Source organism: Sphingobacterium cavernae (genome assembly GCF_008520265.1).
Taxonomy (GTDB): domain Bacteria; phylum Bacteroidota; class Bacteroidia; order Sphingobacteriales; family Sphingobacteriaceae; genus Sphingobacterium; species Sphingobacterium cavernae.
The window spans coordinates 1-21392 of record NZ_VIQM01000070.1; the positions used below are offsets into that span (position 1 = coordinate 1).

At 36.8% G+C, this 21392-nt stretch carries 14 protein-coding genes; 7 read left to right on the forward strand and 7 right to left on the reverse strand.

The features are described from left to right. Positions 1-83: 83 nt before the first annotated feature. From FLS47_RS13675 to FLS47_RS13695, 5 genes are all read left to right on the forward strand, one after another. A complete protein-coding gene (locus FLS47_RS13675) occupies positions 84-1196 on the forward strand; it encodes an efflux RND transporter periplasmic adaptor subunit (RefSeq protein ID WP_223225289.1) in 1113 nt (370 codons plus the stop codon). A 10-nt stretch (positions 1197-1206) separates the two neighbouring features. Beyond that, a complete protein-coding gene (locus FLS47_RS13680; protein ID WP_149914922.1) occupies positions 1207-4284 on the forward strand; it encodes an efflux RND transporter permease subunit in 3078 nt (1025 codons plus the stop codon). A gap of 1 nt (position 4285) precedes the next feature. Then, a complete protein-coding gene (locus tag FLS47_RS13685; RefSeq protein ID WP_188347436.1) occupies positions 4286-5590 on the forward strand; it encodes a TolC family protein in 1305 nt (434 codons plus the stop codon). A gap of 254 nt (positions 5591-5844) precedes the next feature. Next, complete coding sequence (locus tag FLS47_RS13690) at positions 5845-7266, forward strand: Gfo/Idh/MocA family protein (RefSeq protein WP_149914924.1); 1422 nt, start codon at positions 5845-5847, stop codon at positions 7264-7266. A gap of 87 nt (positions 7267-7353) precedes the next feature. Then, positions 7354-8409 (forward strand): formylglycine-generating enzyme family protein, encoded by a 1056-nt coding sequence (locus FLS47_RS13695; protein WP_149914925.1) that lies wholly within the window; start codon positions 7354-7356, stop codon positions 8407-8409. Between the two features lie 22 nt (positions 8410-8431). Here the strand turns inward: FLS47_RS13695 and FLS47_RS13700 are convergent, their stop codons facing one another. The 5 genes from FLS47_RS13700 to FLS47_RS13720 form a co-directional block, all read right to left on the reverse strand. Next, positions 8432-9085, reverse strand: a complete 654-nt coding sequence (locus FLS47_RS13700) for a hypothetical protein (RefSeq protein WP_149914926.1) — start codon at positions 9083-9085, stop codon at positions 8432-8434. A gap of 244 nt (positions 9086-9329) precedes the next feature. After that, positions 9330-9872, reverse strand: a complete 543-nt coding sequence (locus FLS47_RS13705; protein ID WP_149914927.1) for a sugar ABC transporter ATPase — start codon at positions 9870-9872, stop codon at positions 9330-9332. A gap of 175 nt (positions 9873-10047) precedes the next feature. Further along, positions 10048-12867, reverse strand: a complete 2820-nt coding sequence (gene carB / locus FLS47_RS13710; protein ID WP_149914928.1) for a carbamoyl-phosphate synthase large subunit — start codon at positions 12865-12867, stop codon at positions 10048-10050. Between the two features lie 204 nt (positions 12868-13071). Beyond that, on the reverse strand, positions 13072-15243 hold the full coding sequence (locus tag FLS47_RS13715; RefSeq protein WP_149914929.1) for a S9 family peptidase: 2172 nt from the start codon (positions 15241-15243) through the stop codon (positions 13072-13074). 72 nt (positions 15244-15315) lie between these two features. Continuing rightward, positions 15316-16068, reverse strand: a complete 753-nt coding sequence (locus FLS47_RS13720; RefSeq protein ID WP_149914930.1) for a 3-keto-disaccharide hydrolase — start codon at positions 16066-16068, stop codon at positions 15316-15318. 58 nt (positions 16069-16126) lie between these two features. Here FLS47_RS13720 and folB point away from each other — a divergent pair, with 58 nt between their 5' ends. Next, positions 16127-16489 carry a dihydroneopterin aldolase gene (folB, locus tag FLS47_RS13725; RefSeq protein WP_149914931.1) on the forward strand — a complete coding sequence of 121 codons (363 nt, stop codon included), beginning with the start codon at positions 16127-16129 and terminating at the stop codon, positions 16487-16489. 207 nt (positions 16490-16696) lie between these two features. Then, positions 16697-17140: an Hsp20/alpha crystallin family protein gene (locus FLS47_RS13730; RefSeq protein WP_149914932.1), complete on the forward strand. Its 444-nt coding sequence runs from the start codon at positions 16697-16699 to the stop codon at positions 17138-17140. 55 nt (positions 17141-17195) lie between these two features. On the opposite strand, the gene FLS47_RS13735 is transcribed toward FLS47_RS13730, so the two are convergent. Then, complete coding sequence (locus tag FLS47_RS13735) at positions 17196-19391, reverse strand: DUF4954 family protein (RefSeq protein ID WP_149914933.1); 2196 nt, start codon at positions 19389-19391, stop codon at positions 17196-17198. Position 19392: 1 nt separating this feature from the next. Beyond that, positions 19393-21234 carry a glutamine--fructose-6-phosphate transaminase (isomerizing) gene (gene glmS / locus FLS47_RS13740; protein WP_149914934.1) on the reverse strand — a complete coding sequence of 614 codons (1842 nt, stop codon included), beginning with the start codon at positions 21232-21234 and terminating at the stop codon, positions 19393-19395. Positions 21235-21392 lie beyond the last annotated feature (158 nt).

The following is a 21392-nucleotide window of genomic DNA, read 5'->3' on the forward strand; positions in this document are numbered from 1 at the left end:
GGTAACTTTATCGTATGTAATCATGGTCTGGTGTATTGTTAAATATTTGAATTTCAGATACTTAAATATAAACATTTACCACCATGATTGCAATTTTAAATAGAATTAATAATCGAATTCAGGTTATGAGTAAAAAAGCCATTATATTTTTGAGCATTGGATTGTTAATCGTGGTGGGATTGGTGACATATCGTATCATTACCAATACCAAAAAAGAAGAAGCCAATAAATCAGCTGGGGGAGCTAACCGCGCAGGGGGGGGAAATAAAGTTTACGGGCGAGTAGTTGAAGGACAACCCTTTGCGGATTACTTATCTTTGAGTGGCTCCATAGAAGCAAATGAGGTAGTTGAATTACATGCTGAAGTGTCTGGAATAGTCGAGAATTTGAATTTTCAAGAAGGAAGTCAAGTGTCCGCTGGACAAGTACTACTTAAAATAAATGATGCCGAATTACGCGCACAGTTGGCTCAAGCAAAAACACGCTCGGAGTTAGCAGGTGAAAACGCACGAAGAGCCAAACTACTTTTAGAAAAAGAAGCGATTAGTCAGGAAGAATATGACATTGCATCAGCAGATTTCCGCACTTCTGAATCCCAAATACAATTAATAAATGCACAATTAAGCAGAACCTTAGTTCGTGCGCCATTCTCAGGAAAAATTGGTTTACGCAATATTTCAAAAGGGAGCTACATCACACCTGCTACTGTTATTGCTAATCTGGCAAATACAGCACAGGTAAAATTGCTATTCTCCGTTCCCGAACGTTATGCCTATATGGTGAATAAGGGAAGTCAAGTAGAATTCTCCATTCAAGGTGATGAACAGAAATTCACAGCTGCTGTTTATGCCATTGAGCCTGTGATTGAAGCGAATACACGTACACTTCTAGTGAAAGCCATCAGCAAAAATAGCAGCAACAAACTTATTCCTGGCGTATTTGCTAATGTGACCTTTCCACTTGAAACGGTGGATAATGGTTTATTGGTTCCAGCTGAAGCATTAATTCCAATCCAAAACGGAAAGAAAATTTTTGTATTACGTGAAGGCAAAGCCAAAGAAGTTATTGTAGAAACTGGTGGCCGTACAGATGCCGATGTGTTAATCACAAAAGGTTTGGTCGAAGGAGATACCATTTTGACTTCAGGCGTGATGTCGTTGCGTGATGGCTCTCCAGTTCAAGTTATTTTACGTTAATCTATAGAAAATGAGTTTATCCACCCTGAGTATAAAACGTCCGGTTCTGACCATTGTCATGAACTTGATGTTGATCTTGTTTGGAATCATCGGCTATACTTTCTTAGGTGTACGTGAGTTTCCATCCATTGATCCGGCACAGATTTCGGTACGCACCAGTTATGCCGGCGCGAATCCAGATATTATTGAATCACAAATTACAGAGCCTTTAGAAAAAGCGATTAACTCCATTGATGGTATTCGAAACATTACTTCTACGAGTTCGCAAGGTTCGAGTAATATCAATATTGAGTTTAACCTCAATAAAGATTTGGAGGCTGCAGCAAATGATGTGCGTGACAAGGTATCACAAGCGATGCGCAGTTTGCCACAAGATATCGATGCCGCACCTGTCGTTTCAAAAGCCGACGCAGATTCCGAACCCATTATCTCGATGACGCTGCAAAGTCGTACGCACAATGTGTTGGAACTTTCTGATTATGCCGAAAATGTTATTTCACAACGTTTACAAACTATCCCAGGCGTTAGTTCCGTTCAAATATGGGGATTGCGAAAATATGCCATGCGTCTTTGGATTGACCCAAATAAATTAGCTTCTTATGGCTTGACGGTGATGGATGTACGTAATGCGTTGAATAGTCAAAACGTGGAATTGCCATCCGGAAAGTTGACGGGAGCGAATACGGAATTGACGGTTAAAACAATAGGAAATCTTTCGACCGAAGAACAATTTAATGATATCATAATTCGTGCGGATCAAACTAGGGTAGTGCGTTTAGGCGATATTGGAACTGCGGCATTGGAAGCTGAAAATTTCGAAACCAAAATGTCGGATTCGGGATTCCCGATGGTGAGTTTAAATATTATACCACAACCCGGAACCAATTACCTAGAAATTGCAAACAGCTTCTACACAGAATTTGACAAAATGCAATCCGACCTTCCCGAAGGATATGAAATGAATATCGCTATTGACAATACTCAATTTGTGAAGAAATCGGTGTTGGAAGTGGTTGAAACCTTAATTATAGCCGTAATATTGGTTGTACTCATTATCTACATATTCTTCCGTAATTGGTCTATCGCATTCCGTCCATTGATTGATATTCCGGTATCCTTGATTGCTACATTTTTCATCATGTATTTGTGTGGTTTCTCTATCAATGTTTTGACCTTACTGGCAATTGTATTGGCTACAGGTTTGGTCGTGGATGACGGTATTGTGGTCACAGAAAATATTTTCAAAAAGGTCGAAGAGGGAATGTCTCCAATTGAAGCTGCGATCAAAGGTTCCAATGAAATCTTTTTTGCCGTAATATCCATTTCGGTTACTTTAGCTGCGGTTTTTCTACCTGTAATATTTTTAGAAGGATTTGTGGGAAGTTTATTTCGAGAATTCGGAATAGTCATCGGTGCTGCGGTATTGATATCTGCTTTTGTTGCCCTCACGCTGACACCTATGTTGAATGCCTATTTGATGAAAGGTGGTGAACAGAAGAAAAGTAAATTCTACGAACGTACAGAAAAGTATTTTGTGGCAATGAACACCGAATACGCCAACTCTCTCAAAGGATTTTTAAAATTCAAATGGCTAAGTTTCGCAATTCTAGTTGCTTGTTTTGGATTAATTTATTTATTCTTCCAACTTTTACCCAAAGAAACGGCGCCTTATGATGACCGTAGTTATTTGAGTTTACGCGTGACTGCGCCAGAGGGCGTATCGTACGATTACATGGATAAGTTTATGACGGACTTGACCATGCTGATAAATGATTCTGTTCCTGAAAAGAAAGTTAGTTTGGTGATTACTTCACCTGGTTTTGGTTCGGCTTCGGTAAATAGCGGGATGGTCCGTTTAGGATTGGTAAATCCTGAAGATAGAACACGTTCGCAAGAAGAGATTGCAAATGACTTATCGAAATTGACGCGTAAGTTTTCTGAAGCACGGGTTGCGGTATCCCAACAACCAACTATTTCTGTAAATAGACGAGGTGGTTTGCCAATTCAATACATTATACAAGCTCAAAACTTTCAACAGTTGGAAGAAAAAATTCCGCTTTTTATGGAGGAATTGTCTCACGATCCGACTTTCTCTATCACAGATGTGAATTTGAAATTCAACAAACCTGAAATTTATGTTACGATTGACAGAGAAAAGGCACAGTCTTTAGGCGTATCTGTGTTGGATGTCGCACAGACATTGCAAATGTCACTTTCAGGACAGCGTTTTGGTTACTTTATGATGAATGGTAAACAATATCAAGTCATGGGACAATTTGATCGTAAAGATCGGGCGACACCCAATGATTTGGCTGCTATGTACGTGAAGAGTAACAAAGGTGAGTTGATTCAACTGAGTAATATTGTCGAATTGGAAGAGCGCAGTAGTCCACCACAATTGTATCACAACAACCGCTATATGTCTGCAACAGTATCGGCAGGATTAGCACCGGGCAGAAGTATGGGCGAAGGTATTGAAGCAATGGAGCGCATACGCGAGAAAGTGTTGGATGAAACTTTTACGACGGATTTGGGAGGAGAGTCTCGAGATTTTGTGGAGAGTGGTTCCAATACGATGTTCGCGTTTGGTCTTGCTGTTTTATTGATATTCTTAATTTTAGCAGCACAATTTGAAAGTTTCACCGATCCAATTATTATAATTATTACAGTTCCATTAGCCGTAGCTGGAGCTCTATTTTCATTATGGCTTTTTGGCCAAACATGGAATATTTTTAGCCAAATCGGAACAATCATGTTGATTGGATTAGTAACTAAAAACGGAATTTTGATTGTAGAATTTGCGAATCAATTGCGCGAGCAAGGTATGGATAAATATACTGCCGTCGTCGAAGCTGCTGAATCCAGATTAAGGCCTATTTTAATGACATCCTTGGCTATTGCATTTGGAGCACTTCCTATTGCTTTGTCATTGGGTGCTGCCTCTACGAGTCGTATGGGTATGGGTGTTGTCATTGTGGGGGGGACAATGTTTTCGTTGATTTTGACACTTTTTGTAATACCCGCGTTCTACCTGATGATGTCCCGTGAAAGAAAACACAGACCAGAGTTTGATAATTTAGAAGATTAGTATGAGAAGGGTGATTAGAATTGCAATATGTATGTTGCTGTGTGGGCATCTAAGTCAAGCACAAGAGTTGCTTACGGTCAAAGATGCCATAGCCATCGCGTTAGAAAATAATTACGATATCAAATTATTTCAGAATAATTTGAGAGTCGCACAAGAGAATGTTACGCCTGGAAATGCAGGCATGTTGCCAACTGTAACTGGAAATTTCAACCAAAATAATAGTCTTTCCAACTCCAATCAGACGCAAGCGAATGGTGATGTCAGAGCTTTAGACAATGCGAAGAATAACAGTCTCAATTATGGAATTAGTGTGGGCTGGACTGTATTTGACGGATTGGGGATGTTTTCCCGTTATGAGACACTGAAAGAGTTACAAAAACAAGGTGAAGCCGAATTGCAACGTTCGGTGGTGACACGTATTTCGGATGTGATGTCTACTTATTATACCATTGTCGAACAGCAAAATTTGTTGTCTGCTATTGATTCCAGTATTGTGATTTCGCAAGAAAGATTACGTACTGCCGAAAATAGATTTTCCATAGGAAAAGCTTCGCGTTTGGAAGTATTAAATGTTCAGGTAAATCTGAATACAGACGAATCGAACCGCATTAAACAAGAAAATGTAGTAAAGAATCTTAAAATTACGTTGAATACTTTGCTAGCGAGAGATTTGCAACAAGACTTTCAGGTTATTCGAGAAGTCGCGATTGACGAGACTCTTACACTTGGCAATTTATTAGAACAGTCAAAATCTACTAACCCCGATTTGATTTTAATAAGCATAAATAGAAGATTAGCCGAATTGGAAGAAAAAACTGTTAAGGCAAATCGTTATCCCACGGTACGATTGAATGGAGGGTATAATTTTAGTGAATCTGAATCAAGTTTGGGTTTCGTTGCCGAATCACGTTCTCGTGGTCTTACCTATGGCATTACGGCTTCGGTCAATATATTTGACGGTTTTAATCAGAGAAGAAACGAACGTATCGCTAAGATTCGCATTGAAAATGCGGATTTGCAACTGAGTCAAATCAATCAGCAAATAGAATCCGAAATCGCGCAAGCTTTCAATGTTTACAAAACCAATTTGGAATTGGTAAAATTGGAGGAGAAGAATGAGCAAATCGCGCGTCAGAATATGAATATTACTTTAGATAAATACAAAATTGGAACATTGAGTGCTGTCGAATTCCGCGATGCACAAGAGAATTTTATAAATGCGGCTTCTCGATTTAATTCTGCAAAAACTCAAGCAAAGTTATCAGAGACTTTATTGATGGAATTAATTGGTAAAATCGAATTGTAACAAACGAAATAGACAATCGAATTCGTAAAATTGGACAAACGTTTGCGTTTGCGAATCATTTTATAATCTGATAATTATCGATTATAATTGTTAAAGATAATACGAAGAACATTATCGTTAACCCATGAAGACCTAAGAAGATTAACACATTGGTTTTCTTGTTATTGACTGTTTAGTTTGTTTTAATATAGGTGATTTTTGAAGGGGCTTTACGCCCCTTTGATTTAAGACAAAGATTTATAAATCAAAATTGTATGAGTACAAATAGAAGAGATTTTCTCAAAAAAGCATCATTACTATCCGCTACAGCTATTACGTTGCCATCTTTGCATGTGCAAGCGGCTCCTGCGCCAAGATTCAATATGTCAGGATATGCTGCCCCAAAGATCGATAAAGTACGTGTTGCTTTCGTAGGGTTAGGTAATAGAGGATCTGGTGCTGTAGATAGATTTACATATATCGAAGGTGCGGAAATCGTAGCATTATGTGATAAGCATGCCGATAGAGTAACCAAACATCAGAATACGGTAACACAGCGTGGATTGAAAAAACCTGCTGCATTCTCGGGAGAGGATGGTTGGAGAGATATGTTGAAATCTGTGAAAATCGATTTATTGTACATCTGTACACCGTGGGATTACCATACGGAGATGAGTATCGAAGGTATGAAAGCTGGTGCACACGTAGGTTGTGAGGTGCCTATTGGTTTGACAGTAGAAGATTGTTGGAAAGTGGTTCGCGTGTCTGAAGAGACGAAGAAACATTGTATGATGTTAGAAAACTGCTGTTACGATTTCTTCGAATTGCAAACTTTAGGCATGGCAAGAGCTGGTGTTTTCGGTGAATTGATTCACGCAGAAGGTGCTTACATCCACGACTTATTAGATTTAAATTTCAGTAAAACATATTACGATGATTTCTGGAGATTAAAAGAAAACATTCGTTTCAATGGTAACTTGTACCCAACGCACGGTATTGGTCCAGTAGCACAATGTCTAAATGTAAATCGTGGTGACGTGATGACTTCATTAGTCAACGTGGCTTCGAATGATTTCCAAATGGGTGAAGAGGCTAAACGTTTAGCGAAGGAAGATCCTTCTACATATGGTCAATTTGTAGGTGCGCAGTTCCGTGGAAATATGCACACGACATTGATTCGTACACAAAAAGGTAAAACAATCATGATTCAGCATGATGTGACTTCACCTCGTCCATATTCACGTATTCATATGTTGAGTGGTACGAAAGGTTTCTGTGAGAAATACCCTAAAATTGGTATCAGTTTAAAATCACACAAAAATGGTCATGACTTCCTTCCAGAAGAAGATATGAACAAATTGCGTGAGCAATATACACCAGAGATCGTAAAATTCATCGGTGAGCAAGCGAAGAAAGTTGGTGGTCACGGTGGTATGGACTTTATGATGGATTGGAGATTGGTAGACTGTTTACGTAATGGTTTAGCATTAGATCAAGACGTTTACGATGCGGCTGCATGGTCTGCAATTGTACCATTAAGCGTAGAATCAACGAAAAAAGGTAAAACTGTAGAATTCCCAGACTTTACACAAGGAACATGGATTTCCAACAAACCTGTGGAGTTAACATTAAAAGGTGGTGGTAACACAGGAATTCGTCCGAAAAAAGACGCCAAAGGCAATCAACTTAGTGTGTAAAAAATTTGGTAGATGATTTAATATTTAGGCTTCAAGAGTAGAATCTTGAAGCCTTTTTATATTTTAGTGAATTAAAAACCTGTTCCAATGAAATATTGCAGTTTAGCTTTTCTACTATTAGTTTTTTCGTGTCAGCAGCCTACGGATAAAAAGGAATCTTCCACTAAAACAGATGTTACATGTGCGATGGAAACTATTCCAAGTCGTCATACTAAAGGAATAGCAGAAAAAAACATTATGGGCAAGGATTCGGTGCGTATGATTTTAATAGAAGGGGGAAAGTTTTCGTTGGGATCGGATTATTTTGAAGATGCTAAGCCTAAACATGAAGTCGAAGTAAGTTCATTTTACATGGATGAACATGAAGTTACGAATGCGCAGTTTGCACAATTTGTAAAGGAAACAAACTATGTTACAGTCGCCGAAAGACCTTTAGATCCAAAAGATTTTCCAGGTGTAGATCCAGCAATGTTGGTTGCAGGTTCAGCAGTTTTTGTGGGAAATCTAGAGGCGCATGATTTAGAAAATCCATTATCTTGGTGGGAATATGTCAAAGGTGCAAGTTGGAAACATCCAGAAGGACCTAAAAGCAGTATAAAAGGAATAGAAAATCATCCTGTAGTGCATATTGCCTACGAAGACGCAGAAGCATACGCAAGATGGGCTGGAAAACGTTTGCCAACCGAAGCGGAATGGGAATTAGCCGCAAAAGCAAATAGTCATACAAATGAAGATTATTATTGGGGTAAGGAGTTGAAAAAAGATGGCAAATGGATGGCGAATACCTATCAAGGTGCTTTTCCGAAAAATAATGCTAAACTAGATGGTTTCGCTGGTGCAGCGCCTGTCAAATCTTTTCCTGCTAATGCACTTGGGCTATACGATATGGTCGGAAATGTATGGGAATGGTGTTCGGATTATTATCGTTCGGGATACGATACCAATGCGACCAAAGTAAATCCAAAAGGACCATCGGATTCGCACGATCCACAAGAGCCAGGCTTAGTCAAACGCGTACAGCGTGGCGGTTCTTTTCTGTGTGTAGACAGTTATTGCGAACGCTATAAAGCAGGCGGTAGAGGCAAAGGCGAAATCAATAGCCCAACTAATAATGTGGGATTTCGTTGTGTGAAGGATATATAAAGCTATAAATAATCAACTACTTCTAAAATGACATCATTAAAATTTTTATTAACTCAAATTCTTCACTAAGGTCCTTTATTAAATCTTCATTATAAAAATATTCATCATCCCAAATAACAAATCCAAAAGAATTGCTTTGAACAAATGCTTTCAAATACTTTCCGTCAATTTTTATAAGTATTCCACAGTCAATAATATTAGAATATTTAGTGTCTATATTTATTATGTCTTTTAATTTAGGATGACACGTTATTTCTTTATGAACACCTGTTGTCTTTGAAGTAATATCTCCGATAGGATCTTTTTTTCCAGATGCCATAACCCTTAACTTTTGTTTCACACGCCTCAATAATTGTTCAGTCTTAGTGAATTGTCTCAAATTTGTGAAATAAAGAAATATGCGTACTATATATAATTCTTCTATTTTTTTGTCTTGACATACTAGTCTTGTATGTTCACTAGGAACAAAGGCTACAAGATGTTTAGTGAATTGACCGATGATAGCTTCGTCAGATTCATTCGGAGTATCTGCAATTGCTGAGACACTTTCGATTTGAAAATAGAAATCTCCATAGTCAAAAATATATGTCGTAAAGTCCCACCAGATTTTATGAATTTGATGTTCTTTTAAATACCTTATAAATTGTAATTCACTGGTCTTGTACAAATAATCCATTTTATATTCTTTTGGGGATTAATTTAGGGTGTATTCCCAATAGTATGAGTAAATAATCTTTAATTTATGAAAATAAATGATTAGTTGAAGTTATGTTAATTAATAACAAAAATTCCCTAATATTTTCTTGTTATTGAATACTTTTTACTCTTATGATATTTGGGATTAAAACCGCTTAATAAATGATAAAACAAATGATACTGTTATAAACATCAAAGAAACTTAAATTTAATGTAAAATATTATTAAATATGTGAGTGAACAATATAGACATATGTCCCTAACCGTCTTTGAAACTCTTCGATAAAGTCATTTTTAAATTCACCCCAATTCCAAAAAGTAAACCCTAGATTGCTGAATCCCCATTGAGGTGTAAAACTATATTTGTTTATTTCATTTTCCTGTGCGCATTGGGTACAGGTTAAATTATCGCTTTTTTGATCAAACCATTCATCCAGAAAATCCCAATCATCATTTACAATATTTCCTTTGCAGTTTGGACATATACACTCATCCATACCATTTATTCCTGTGTGCAATATTTGCCTAGAGGTTATTACATCAAGTCCATTTGTAGTGATGTTAAACGGTAGTTCTTCAATGTTATCTGAAATTTTTTTTGCACCTTCTGATATTGCATATCCAATTTCAGGACCTAGTACACAATCAGTAAGTGATGATTTAATAATGTCTTCTGATATTAACCAATTCAAAATTTCTTTTGCCTTATCTTTGTTATCGGGATAAGAAGATTGCTGAGGAACTATTGATACGCTATAATCACTCATTGTTTGTTATTTTATACTTATTATTTAAAAAAGTTATACCTAACATTATTGTATATTCAGTTTAGTATATTTTTTTGTAAATAAAAATGTGTAATGTATATCCATTAGTGTCAATATAAAAAAACTCCCTTACAATTGCTTGCGAGGGAGTTCCTTTATAATATTTCTTGTTTGCTTACTGTGCGTTCAAGAACATTGATTTTTTAGATACCAATTCTCTAAAGTAAGGATCTTGCAAATCTTTGATAAAGCGGATCGCTTCACCAGTAGATTTCATTTCAGGACCTAATTGTTTGTCTACTTCAGGGAATTTAGAGAACGAGAATACCGGTTCTTTAATTGCCCATCCTGTTAACTTACGCTCGATAGTGAAATCTTTCAATTTGTTCTCACCCAACATGACTTTAGTAGCGATATTGATATAAGGAACATCGTATGCTTTCGCGATGAAAGGAACGGTACGTGATGCACGAGGGTTAGCCTCGATTACGTATACATTTTCACCTTTGATAGCAAATTGAATATTCAATAATCCTTTTACATCTAATGCTTTTGCTAATTTGATAGAATATTCTTCCATCTTAGCTTGTACATTTTGTGATAAACTAAATGGAGGTAATACCGCGTAAGAGTCTCCAGAGTGGATACCTGCAGGCTCGATGTGCTCCATCATACCGATGATATGTACATCTTCGCCATCACATATTGAATCCGATTCCGCTTCTTCCGCTCTGTCTAAGAAATGGTCAATTAAAATTTGGTTTCCTGGAAGGTTTTTAAGCAAGTTTACAACTGCCTTTTCCAAGTCTTCGTCGTTGATAACGATGCTCATACCTTGACCACCTAATACGTACGAAGGACGAACCAATACTGGGTAACCCACTTCGTTTGCAACTTTGATAGCTTCTTCTGCTGAAGTCGCTACACCGTATTTCGGATAAGGAATTTCTAATTCTTTCAATAAATCAGAGAAGCTACCACGATCTTCAGCTAAGTCCATATTACCGAATGAAGTTCCGATGATTTTCACACCTAAGGCTTCTAGTCTGTCCGCCATTTTAAGTGCTGTCTGACCTCCTAACTGTACGATAACACCTACCGGTTTCTCTAACTCGATAATCTCACGTACGTGCTCCCAGAAAACAGGCTCGAAGTATAATTTATCTGCCATGTTGAAGTCTGTAGAAACAGTCTCTGGGTTACAGTTTACCATAATGGCTTCGTAGCCACATTCTTTAGCTGCTAATAAACCGTGTACGCATGAGTAGTCGAATTCGATACCTTGACCGATACGGTTAGGTCCTGAACCCAATACGATGATTTTTTTCTTATCAGAAGAGATTGATTCGTTTTCTTCTTCGAAAGTAGAGTAGTAGTATGGCGTTTGTGCTGGGAATTCTGCCGCACACGTATCTACCATTTTGTACACACGGCTAATGCCTAATTCTTTACGACGATCGTAAACTTGATCTTCTGTTACATTACCTAACAACCATGAGATTTGTAAATCTGAATAGCCTTTTTGTTTCAAGGTCATGAAGAAATCACTTGGAATATTTGATAATTGGTATCTTTTTAATTCAGTTTCTAATTGAACCAATTCTTGAATCTGAAGTAAGTACCATTTGTCGATGTTAGTTGCTTTACGGATAGATTCCAAAGGAACACCTAATTCGAAAGCATCTTTGATATGGAAAAGACGATCTGCACTAGGATGCTCTAAGCTGTGCATAATCTCTTCTAAATTGCGTAATTGACGACCATCAGCACCTAGACCAGCACGACCTGTTTCTAGTGATTGAGCCGCTTTTTGCAATGCCTCGATGAAGGTACGACCGATTGCCATTACTTCACCTACAGCCTTCATCTGAAGACCTAATTCTTTGTTTGCGCCTTTGAATTTATCAAAGTTGAAACGAGGAACTTTTACAATTACGTAGTCTAATGTAGGTTCGAAATATGCAGAAGTAGTTTTTGTAATTTGGTTTTGCAACTCATCCAAGTTGTAACCGATAGCCAATTTAGCAGCGATTTTCGCAATTGGGTAACCTGTAGCTTTAGATGCTAACGCTGAAGAACGAGATACACGTGGATTAATCTCAATCGCGATGATATCTTCGTTTTCTGGATTCACTGAGAATTGTACGTTACAACCACCCGCGAAATTACCGATCGAGCGCATCATCTTGATCGCTTGGTTACGCATATCTTGGTAACATTTGTCCGACAATGTCATTCCTGGTGCTACTGTAATCGAGTCTCCTGTGTGGATACCCATTGGGTCAAAGTTTTCGATTGTACAGATGATGATTACGTTATCATTTTTGTCACGCAATAACTCCAATTCGAATTCTTTCCAACCTAATACAGCTTGCTCTACCAATACTTCGTGCGTAGGAGAGGCATGAAGACCACGGTTTAATGCCGCATCAAAGTCTTCTTTCTTGTGTACGAAACCACCACCAGTACCAGCTAATGTGTACGAAGGACGAATTACTAAAGGAAATCCGATTTCTTGCGCAGCTTCTTTACCTTCTAAGAATGAGTTAGCGATTTTTGAAGGCGCAACACCTACACCGATATCAATCATTAATTGACGGAATTCTTCACGGTTTTCCGTTTTTTCGATTGCTGCTACATCAACACCAATAACCTGAACGTTATACTTTTCCCAAATTCCGCGCTCTGATGCCTCAATACACAAGTTTAACGCTGTCTGACCACCCATAGTAGGTAATACCGCATCGATTTGTTTTTCCTGAAGAATTTGCTCAATACTTTCGCAAGTAAGTGGTAATAAATAAACGTTGTCTGCAACAACTGGGTCAGTCATTATAGTTGCAGGGTTAGAGTTGATTATCGAAACCTTGATGCCTTCTTCTTTCAAAGATAGTGCAGCTTGAGATCCTGAGTAATCAAATTCACACGCTTGTCCGATAACAATAGGACCAGAACCTATGATTAAAACGGAGTTAATGGAGGTGTTTCTTGGCATTATTTATTAAATCAAAAAGTTTAAATTACTATTTGTTGTTTGTGAAAAAGCGGTAGAAATACCTTTGATTGGAAGAGAATTCCGACTGCTTTGTCGGAGTGTAAAGTTATATATTTTATTTTTAAAATCCTTAAATTATTGTGATTATTTATTGTCAAAGAAACGTCTTAAAATATATTAGCCTTACAAAATTTGTAAGGCTAATTACATTTGTTTTTTCAAATGCAAATCAAAATATTTCGCAATCTTATCGTACATATGAACTCTATCTTTGCCTCGAACATTATGTTCATGCGAAGGATATAAGAAATAGTCTACTTGTATTCCTTTTTTAATGCATTGCTCGACAAAATCCATACTGTGCTGTTGCACCACAACAGGGTCTTGTGCACCATGAATAATCAAAAGATTACCTTTCAATTGATCTGCTTTGTCTAGCAATGAAGTTTTTTTGTAGCCATCTGGATTTTCTTGCGGTGTATCCATGTATCGCTCGCCATACATAACTTCGTAATATTTCCAATCCATTACTGGGCCGCCAGCTACACCAGCTTTGAAAGTTGTATTGTGTTTTGTCATTAACGATGTAGTCATAAATCCGCCATAACTCCACCCGAAAATTCCCATATTATCTTTGTCTACATAAGGGAGTGATTTCAAATAATCAAATCCCACAAGTTGATCGGCCATTTCGGCTTCTCCTAATTGTCTGTGTGTAACGCGCGTAAAGTCACGACCACGAGCGTCTGAACCACGGTTATCCAATGTAAACACTATATAGCCTTGCTGAGCCATGTACAAATCAAAATAACCAACACCACCTAGCCATCTGTCTGTAATCATCTGTGCATGCGAACCACCATACAAATACACCATTACTGGATATTTCTTGGTTGAATTAAAATTCGTAGGGTAGGTGATGCGAGCATTCAACGGAGTTTTTCCGTCAGGAGACAAAAATTCTTTAAATTCTATTTTTGGTAAGTTAATTTCACCTGTGAATGGATTTTCGGCTTCATAGATCGATTTGCTCTTTCCATTTTTAGTTGTTATAACTTGTAAGGTATAAGGTGTATTTAGATTGCTGTATTGATCGATCACATAATTTCCTGTCGGGCTAACTGAAGCATTGTGTACACCTTTAGAAGTTGTTAATTGTTTCGTCTTTCCAGACTTAATTTCTACTTCATATAGATGGCGTTCCAAGCCGTTATTACTTGCGCCCACATAATACAATTTAGAGGCGTTCGTGTCAAAGCCTTTGAAATTTTCTACAATTACATCTTGATAGCCAAGATGTTTAATCAATTTACCAGATGTGTCATATAAATACAGTTGATTGTAGCCATCTTTGTCTGTTTGATACAAAAATTGACTTTTGTTATTAGGTAAGAAAGTCAGTTCATGTTGCGGTTCTACCCAAGTAGTTGATTTTTCTTCAATAAGTGTTTTTACGAAATCCCCTGTAACTACATTGTACTGATTTAATTTCAAATGGTCTTGACCGCGGTTCAACACACCGACATAGACAAATTCATTGCTAGGATCCCAAGTTACCGAAGTAAGATATTGTTCTTTTGGTTCGCCAGTTTTTAATGTGGTATACGTTTTACTTTCGGTATTAAAAACTACTAACGTTACTTCTTCCGATTTCATACCCGCCATCGGATAGCGTATATCTTTGTTCGTCGCTACGCGCGTATCCCATTGCGGGAGCGGGTATTTGGTGACCATGGTTTCGTCCTTGCGGTAGTACAATAAGCTCTTTCCGTTTGGTGACCACCACATTCCTTTGTGAATTCCAAATTCTTGACGGTGGGTATTGGAGCTACCATTGACAATCCCATCAATTGTATCTTTAGTGACTTGAATTTTTTGACCTTCTGTCGTTAGAATCTCAATATTATTACCGACCAAATAAGCGGTGTATTGTGCATCTTGTGCTTCAACTAAATCCTTTGGAGATGATTTTACAATTTGCGCAGATTTACTTTTCGTATTGTAATGAATGTCGTAACGATTTTTCTCTGCTATTAATTCAAATGCAATGTTATCGCTATCAATCCAAGTATAAGTATAAGGGAAAGTGCCTAAAATAAACTTATCTGTCGTAATAACTTTCTCAAGGGCAGTTTTCAACTCTTCAGTTGAAGCAATTACTTTTTCAGTCCAATTATCTTTTGCTGTTCTCGAAACCAACTGCTGATATGTGGCATCCAAATGCGTGAACGTATCTGTAGATTTCATCCACTGCACGCCAAATACTGTTTTGGGTGCAAATTTACTTGGTCCAAAGACAGCTTCGTCAATCGTGAAATTGCGCTGCGCGTAAACAGTAGAACTGCTTAACAAAAAAAGTAATAGTAGTTTTTTCATTTTATGAAATTGTTGTCGACGCGAAAATATGGATTTCTATTTAATTCACAGGAACAAAATTGTCTTTGTTCTTTATAATGGTCGAATCCAAATATTTCTGAAATTGACCAAGTCGCCATGGTCTTGTAAGGAAATAGGTCCCGGTCCGTGTGGAATCATTTTCGGCATACCAATATATTCGGTAGTTCCTTCTATTTGTGTGTTATAATGCACTACTACGCCATTGTGTAATACTGTGACTATTGCTTTCTTAATAAGCACACCATCTTTGTTGAATCTCGGAGCAGTATATAATATATCGTATGTATGCCACTCTCCGGCAGCCTTTGTGGCAGATACTAAGGGCTGTCTTTGTTTATAAATAGAAGCAGCTTGACCATTTACGTAAGTATGATTATTGTTGTTGTCCAACACTTGCAACTCGTATTTCCCTTGCAAAAAGACACCGCTGTTACCTCGTCCTTGCCCTTCACCTTTAACGACTTCGGGGCTTTTCCATTCCACATGCAATTGAAAATCTTCAAAATGCTGTTTGGTCTGAATATCTCCAGTTCCTGGTTTTACTGTAAGCACACCATCTTTTATTGTCCATGTTGCATTTGCGCCTTTTGTTTTGGTACTTTCCCATTGGATTAAATCTGTGCCATCAAAAAGAATTAGTGCATCACTCGGCGCTTTATTCGGGCTGGTATGTACAATTTTTGATTTGGGTTCGTAAAATTCCGTGTCTTGTGGTTGGAATTTAGTCTGCGCAAATAAAGCGGTAGGAATGGAGAGTGTGAAAATTGAAAGTGTTAGAATGTTTTTAATGTTAATGTTTCTCATGTGTTTAAGTTTATTGAATAAATATAAGGAAAAAGGCTAAAAATGCTTATTTTTAATTATGATTACACAAAAAGTTGCCCTGACGGATGTGCGCTTCTATGCGCCAATAGGGTTTTATGAGGAGGAGCAGGTGATAGGCAATGAATTCTATATCAACCTCGAAGTACTTTTTCCTTTTGAAAATTCGGATGCTGAGGATTTAAAAAACACCATCAATTACGAGGAGCTTTACCAAATTTTAGTGGATGTGATGCGTCCTAAACGCAAGTTATTGGAATCTGCTTTGGAAGATATTTTGGATTTGGTGTTAAAAAAATATGCTTTTGCGCAAGAAGTAAATGTGTCTATTCGCAAGGTAAATCCGCCTTTTGGGGGCGACTTAGCAAATTCCTTAGTTTCGCTAGCTTATAAAAGAGATTAACTTCATAATAAATATATGTTTAAGAAATGCCTTTTAGAACCCTAAAAGGCATTTTTATTTTACAAAAATTGCCACTTTGTCATCTGAAAATATACTCTTATGACTTTTTGTCTTGAAAACGCGGTTGGTATAAAAGTTGAATATTCCTTCGTGTAAATAATTGAATAAAATTAAAATAGATAAAAATTAAAATTGGAGGATTATAAAATGGCATTATTAAAGTTCCCTACTAAAGCAGTTAACACAGACGGTGTAAATCCATTTGTAAACAGTGTATTTGACAACTTATTTAATGATTCTTTCATTACTGATCGTTTAGTAACTCGTATTCCAGCAGTTAACATTACGGAGTTAGAAAAAGCATTTGAAGTTGAGTTTGCAGCTCCGGGTTTGCAAAAGTCTGATTTCAAAATCAATGTAGATAAAAATATTATTTCTATCTCTGTAGAGAAATCAGAAGAAAATGCATCAGAAGGTAAATTGTACAGCAAGAAAGAATTCAGCTATAATTCATTTACAAGATCATTTACGTTACCAGATACTGTTGATTACAGCAATATCGATGCGAGCTACGAAGATGGTATCTTAAAAGTAACGATTGGCAAAAAAGAAGATGCAATTATTGCAAAAAGATTAATAGAAGTAAAATAGTTTTATATTAGGTTTTGGTTAAAAATGAAAACCCCTCGTATGAGGGGTTTTTGCTTTATATATTAACCGTTGAATTAGATAAGACCGACAAAAAGGAATTTGCTTTATTTACAAATTTTGTTAATTCCTCTTTTTCAGATTTAATAAAGGCATTATCTTCTAGACTTCCGATTACAACATTCATTTCTTCTTCGTTTTCGTATACCATAGATCGGAATGGGTTTTCGTAATCTTTTTTGCGCGAATTATAGATTTCAGTATATATCCATTGTTGTGTAGCGATGCTTTCTTCTATTAAGTTTGAGATAAACTGGATACCCCAATTTTCAATTGGTGTTTTCGTAATTTCTGCTAATGAAGCTAGTGCATGTGCTAATTTTTCTTGATTGTAATTTGCGCTCCACTTATGATATTGCTGATGAATTTCTTGCCAGTTTTTGAATTTGTCGGCTTTGATGTCTTCTAACAGAATTTTTAAATCTTCTTTGGGAACGATTTGTCCACCTATATTTTCAAATTGTTTTCTTCCAATATCTTTATATTGTTGAAGTTTATTAAGTATGTCTATAGCCCCATCATTTTCATCAACTAAGTAATCTAATATTTGTGTAGCGGCGTAGTGACGAATTAATTTTTTGAAAAGATTATAGCTTTCACGCGGTTTTAACAAGACGACTTTACGCTTCGAACATTCTACATTTTCGAGATAAATATCTTGGCTTATTTTAATTTGATTATCCAATAAAACTTTTTTACCCTCTATTTTTGAGTTTGTCCAATTTGGATAAATAGATTTTCCGACAGCTTCTTCAATGATATCTAAAGAATCAAACATTTCATTAATCGTATCTGGCGCTAATACGTCGTATTCTAAATGTTGATTTTTCATTGTACGTTTATCACGCGCTACAAATTTCTTCGAATTACGCATTACCGCGTACATATTGTACAAAAACCAATAACCCGGCAAAATTATTAACCTGTCATTTTGAACATCAGTGCTTATTAATGAAAACGGTAGTTTAATATTTAATTCGTGTAAAAAATCTCCTTTTACAATCAACGAGTAGGAAGCGAATTTGGAATTATGCTTTAAACTTACACAAAGGCCTGGCCAGAAACTTCGATTTGCAATTATTTCGCCATCGGCAGAACGAGAATTGTGATTAGAACCAATTGTGGCGCCAGCAGCCATGTTGCTTTGCCCCATAATAAGTGCTGCACATAGAAAGGAGTTATTGTGATGCTGTTCGTGTGCTGGAAATAACAATGAATTTAAAACCTCGCAACAGGATATGGTGGAGTTGTCACCCAAAAAAGAGTTAATTAATCGCGCACCGTATTTTAATTGTGAAAAAGAAGAAAGGATAAACCTAACAGCTTTTACGCCGTAAAAAATGCGACACCCATAACCGATAATACCATTTACGATTTCACAACCTTCACCAATCTGTGTAATGGCTGTTTCAGTAGAATGTATAGTTACATTTTTGAGCTTATTTACACCTTTGATATATGCGTGATCACCAATAATAACATCGTTAATCATGTTGCTATTTTTAATCACAACTTGATTGCCGATCTCACTGTAATATCCTCCCTTTTTTGAAAAGGCAGCTTCTGTTATTTCTTTGAGCTTATCCTGTAGTGCTGCATCGTGACGATTGCGTGTCCAAATGTAGGCGTCAGTGGCCTGCATTCCATCAAATGGAAGAATCGGTCTGCCTCCGTTTTCGTTACACAGCTCTATCCAAATTCTCTTTTCTTCGGATTCGTCTTCTTTTATGATTCCATTTCCAAATTTTGCATTTTTGCTCGTTTCCATGTCGTTTATATTCAAAAGGATAACTTCGTTTCCTGTAATATAATTAGACATGTAGCGTACATGGTGAATGGCATTGTCGTCACCAATTTCGCAATTAATAATTTGACTATTATATATTCCTGTAGGAAGTTTTAAGTCTTTGTAATCCAAGTAAAATGGTGATAAATTGCCTATGCAAACTTTTCCGTAAAACTTTGAGTTATTTACAAGATCTGGATTGAATTGATCGGTAACCAAAACATTCTCCCAATTGGGAGAATAATTTTGGTTTTGAATTAAGGTTGATACCTCTTGATTTGATAAATTACGATATTTCTTATTTTTTTTATTTCTATTGGAAGCTAGATGATAATAACTTCTTGTTTCTTCATCATTGGTCCAATCGTAGCCGAGTTTATCTAATGGTAGTTTATTTACTTTCCCCATTCTATTCCACTGTTACTGATTTTGCTAAATTACGAGGTCTATCTACATCTATTTGACGCTCGATTCCTACATAGTACGATAGAATCTGTAATGGTATAGTAGCTAGAATTGGAGCAATCATTTCGTGACTTGCAGGTATTTTGATGTGTTCATCAGAAAGGCTTATTGCAAGTTGGTCATCTTCTGTTACTACCGAGATCAATTTACCCGAACGAGCTTTGATTTCTTGCATATTACTCACTATTTTCTCGTGTACACGATCTTTTGTAGCTACGAATACCACAGGTAAAGTCTCATCTACCAGGGCAATTGGGCCATGTTTCATCTCAGCAGCAGGATAACCTTCTGCATGGATATACGAAATTTCTTTGAGTTTTAATGCGCCCTCTAAAGCGATAGGGAAGTTGTAACCTCTTCCTAAAAATAGGAAATCTGTGGCGTGTTGGTATTTTTTAGCGATTTCTTTAATTCCTTCAATCGTATTGTCTAGAATATGCTGTACTTTATTTGGTACGTCGCTAAGTTCTTTCACCAATTGTTTTCTTAATTCTTCAGAAGCAGATTGCTTGAATTCAGCGAGTTTTAGTGCGAATAATAACAATACAGTCAATTGTGCAGAGAATGCTTTTGTACTAGCTACACCGATTTCGGGTCCTGCATGCGTATAAATTCCCGCGTCAGAAAGACGTGCGATGGACGATCCAACAACATTTACAATGCCAAAAATTGTAGCGCCTTGAGATTTTGCGTTTTCTAAAGCTACTAGAGTATCTGCTGTTTCACCACTTTGCGATATAGCTATAATGACATCATCAGGAGTGATAATGGGATTGCGGTATCTGAATTCTGAAGCATATTCAACTTCAACATTCACGCGACACAATTCTTCAATCCAATATTCCGCTAGTAATCCTGCATGCCAACTCGTGCCACATGCCACAATAATAACACGTCTAGCAGCGATGAGCTTATCTTTAATTTTATCTAATCCACTAAGTGTGATTGACAAGTTTTCGGGATCTAATCGACCACGGAGTGAATCAAAAATAGCTTGTGGTTGCTCATGGATTTCTTTAATCATGAAATGCTCATAACCTCCTTTTTCAATAGCAGCCAATTCTAAATCCAACTTTTGAACATAAGGAGTTAATGTTTCATTTCCTAGATTCTTGAGAATAAGTTGATCCGCATTGATAATCGCTAATTCATAATCATTTATATAGACTACCTCTTTTGTGTACTCTAACATTGGAGATGCGTCCGAGCCTAGAAAATGTTCACCTTTGCCTATACCAATAACTAATGGACTACCTTTACGAGCTGCAAAAAGTGTATCTGGATGTTCTTTTGACAAAATCAATATGACATAGGCACCAGTAACTCTTTTCAACGCTATGCGTATAGCTTCCTCAAGTGAACATTCGTTATTTATATATATGTCTTCGATGAAATTCAATAAAACTTCTGAATCCGTTTCGCTATTGAAATGATAGCCTTTTTGTAGTAATTCTTCTTTTAAAGAAGCATAATTTTCGATAATACCATTATGTACTAAAGCAAGGTTTCCTGAATTGGAATAATGCGGATGTGAATTGGCATCGGATGGAATACCATGTGTTGCCCAACGTGTATGTCCAATTCCTAAAGTTGATTGTTTATCTTGTGATTCAAATGCCTCTTCTAGAGCCGCAACTTTGCCAGTTTTTTTAACGATTTGAAGGTCGTTTATTTTGTGAAGTGCAATTCCTGCGCTGTCATATCCTCGGTATTCTAATTTTTTTAAACCACCAATTAGGTAAGGATATGCTTGATTGTGTCCGATATATCCGACAATTCCACACATATTTTGTTTGTTAAGTTTTTTAGTTAATAGATGGCGCAAATATATGGAAAGACAATCGATTGTTTGATGATTTAAAGCGTGTTTTAGTTAATAAAAATTTTATTAATATTTTAAATTTATTAAAAAACAATATAGAACTTGTCGAATAAATAGATGCT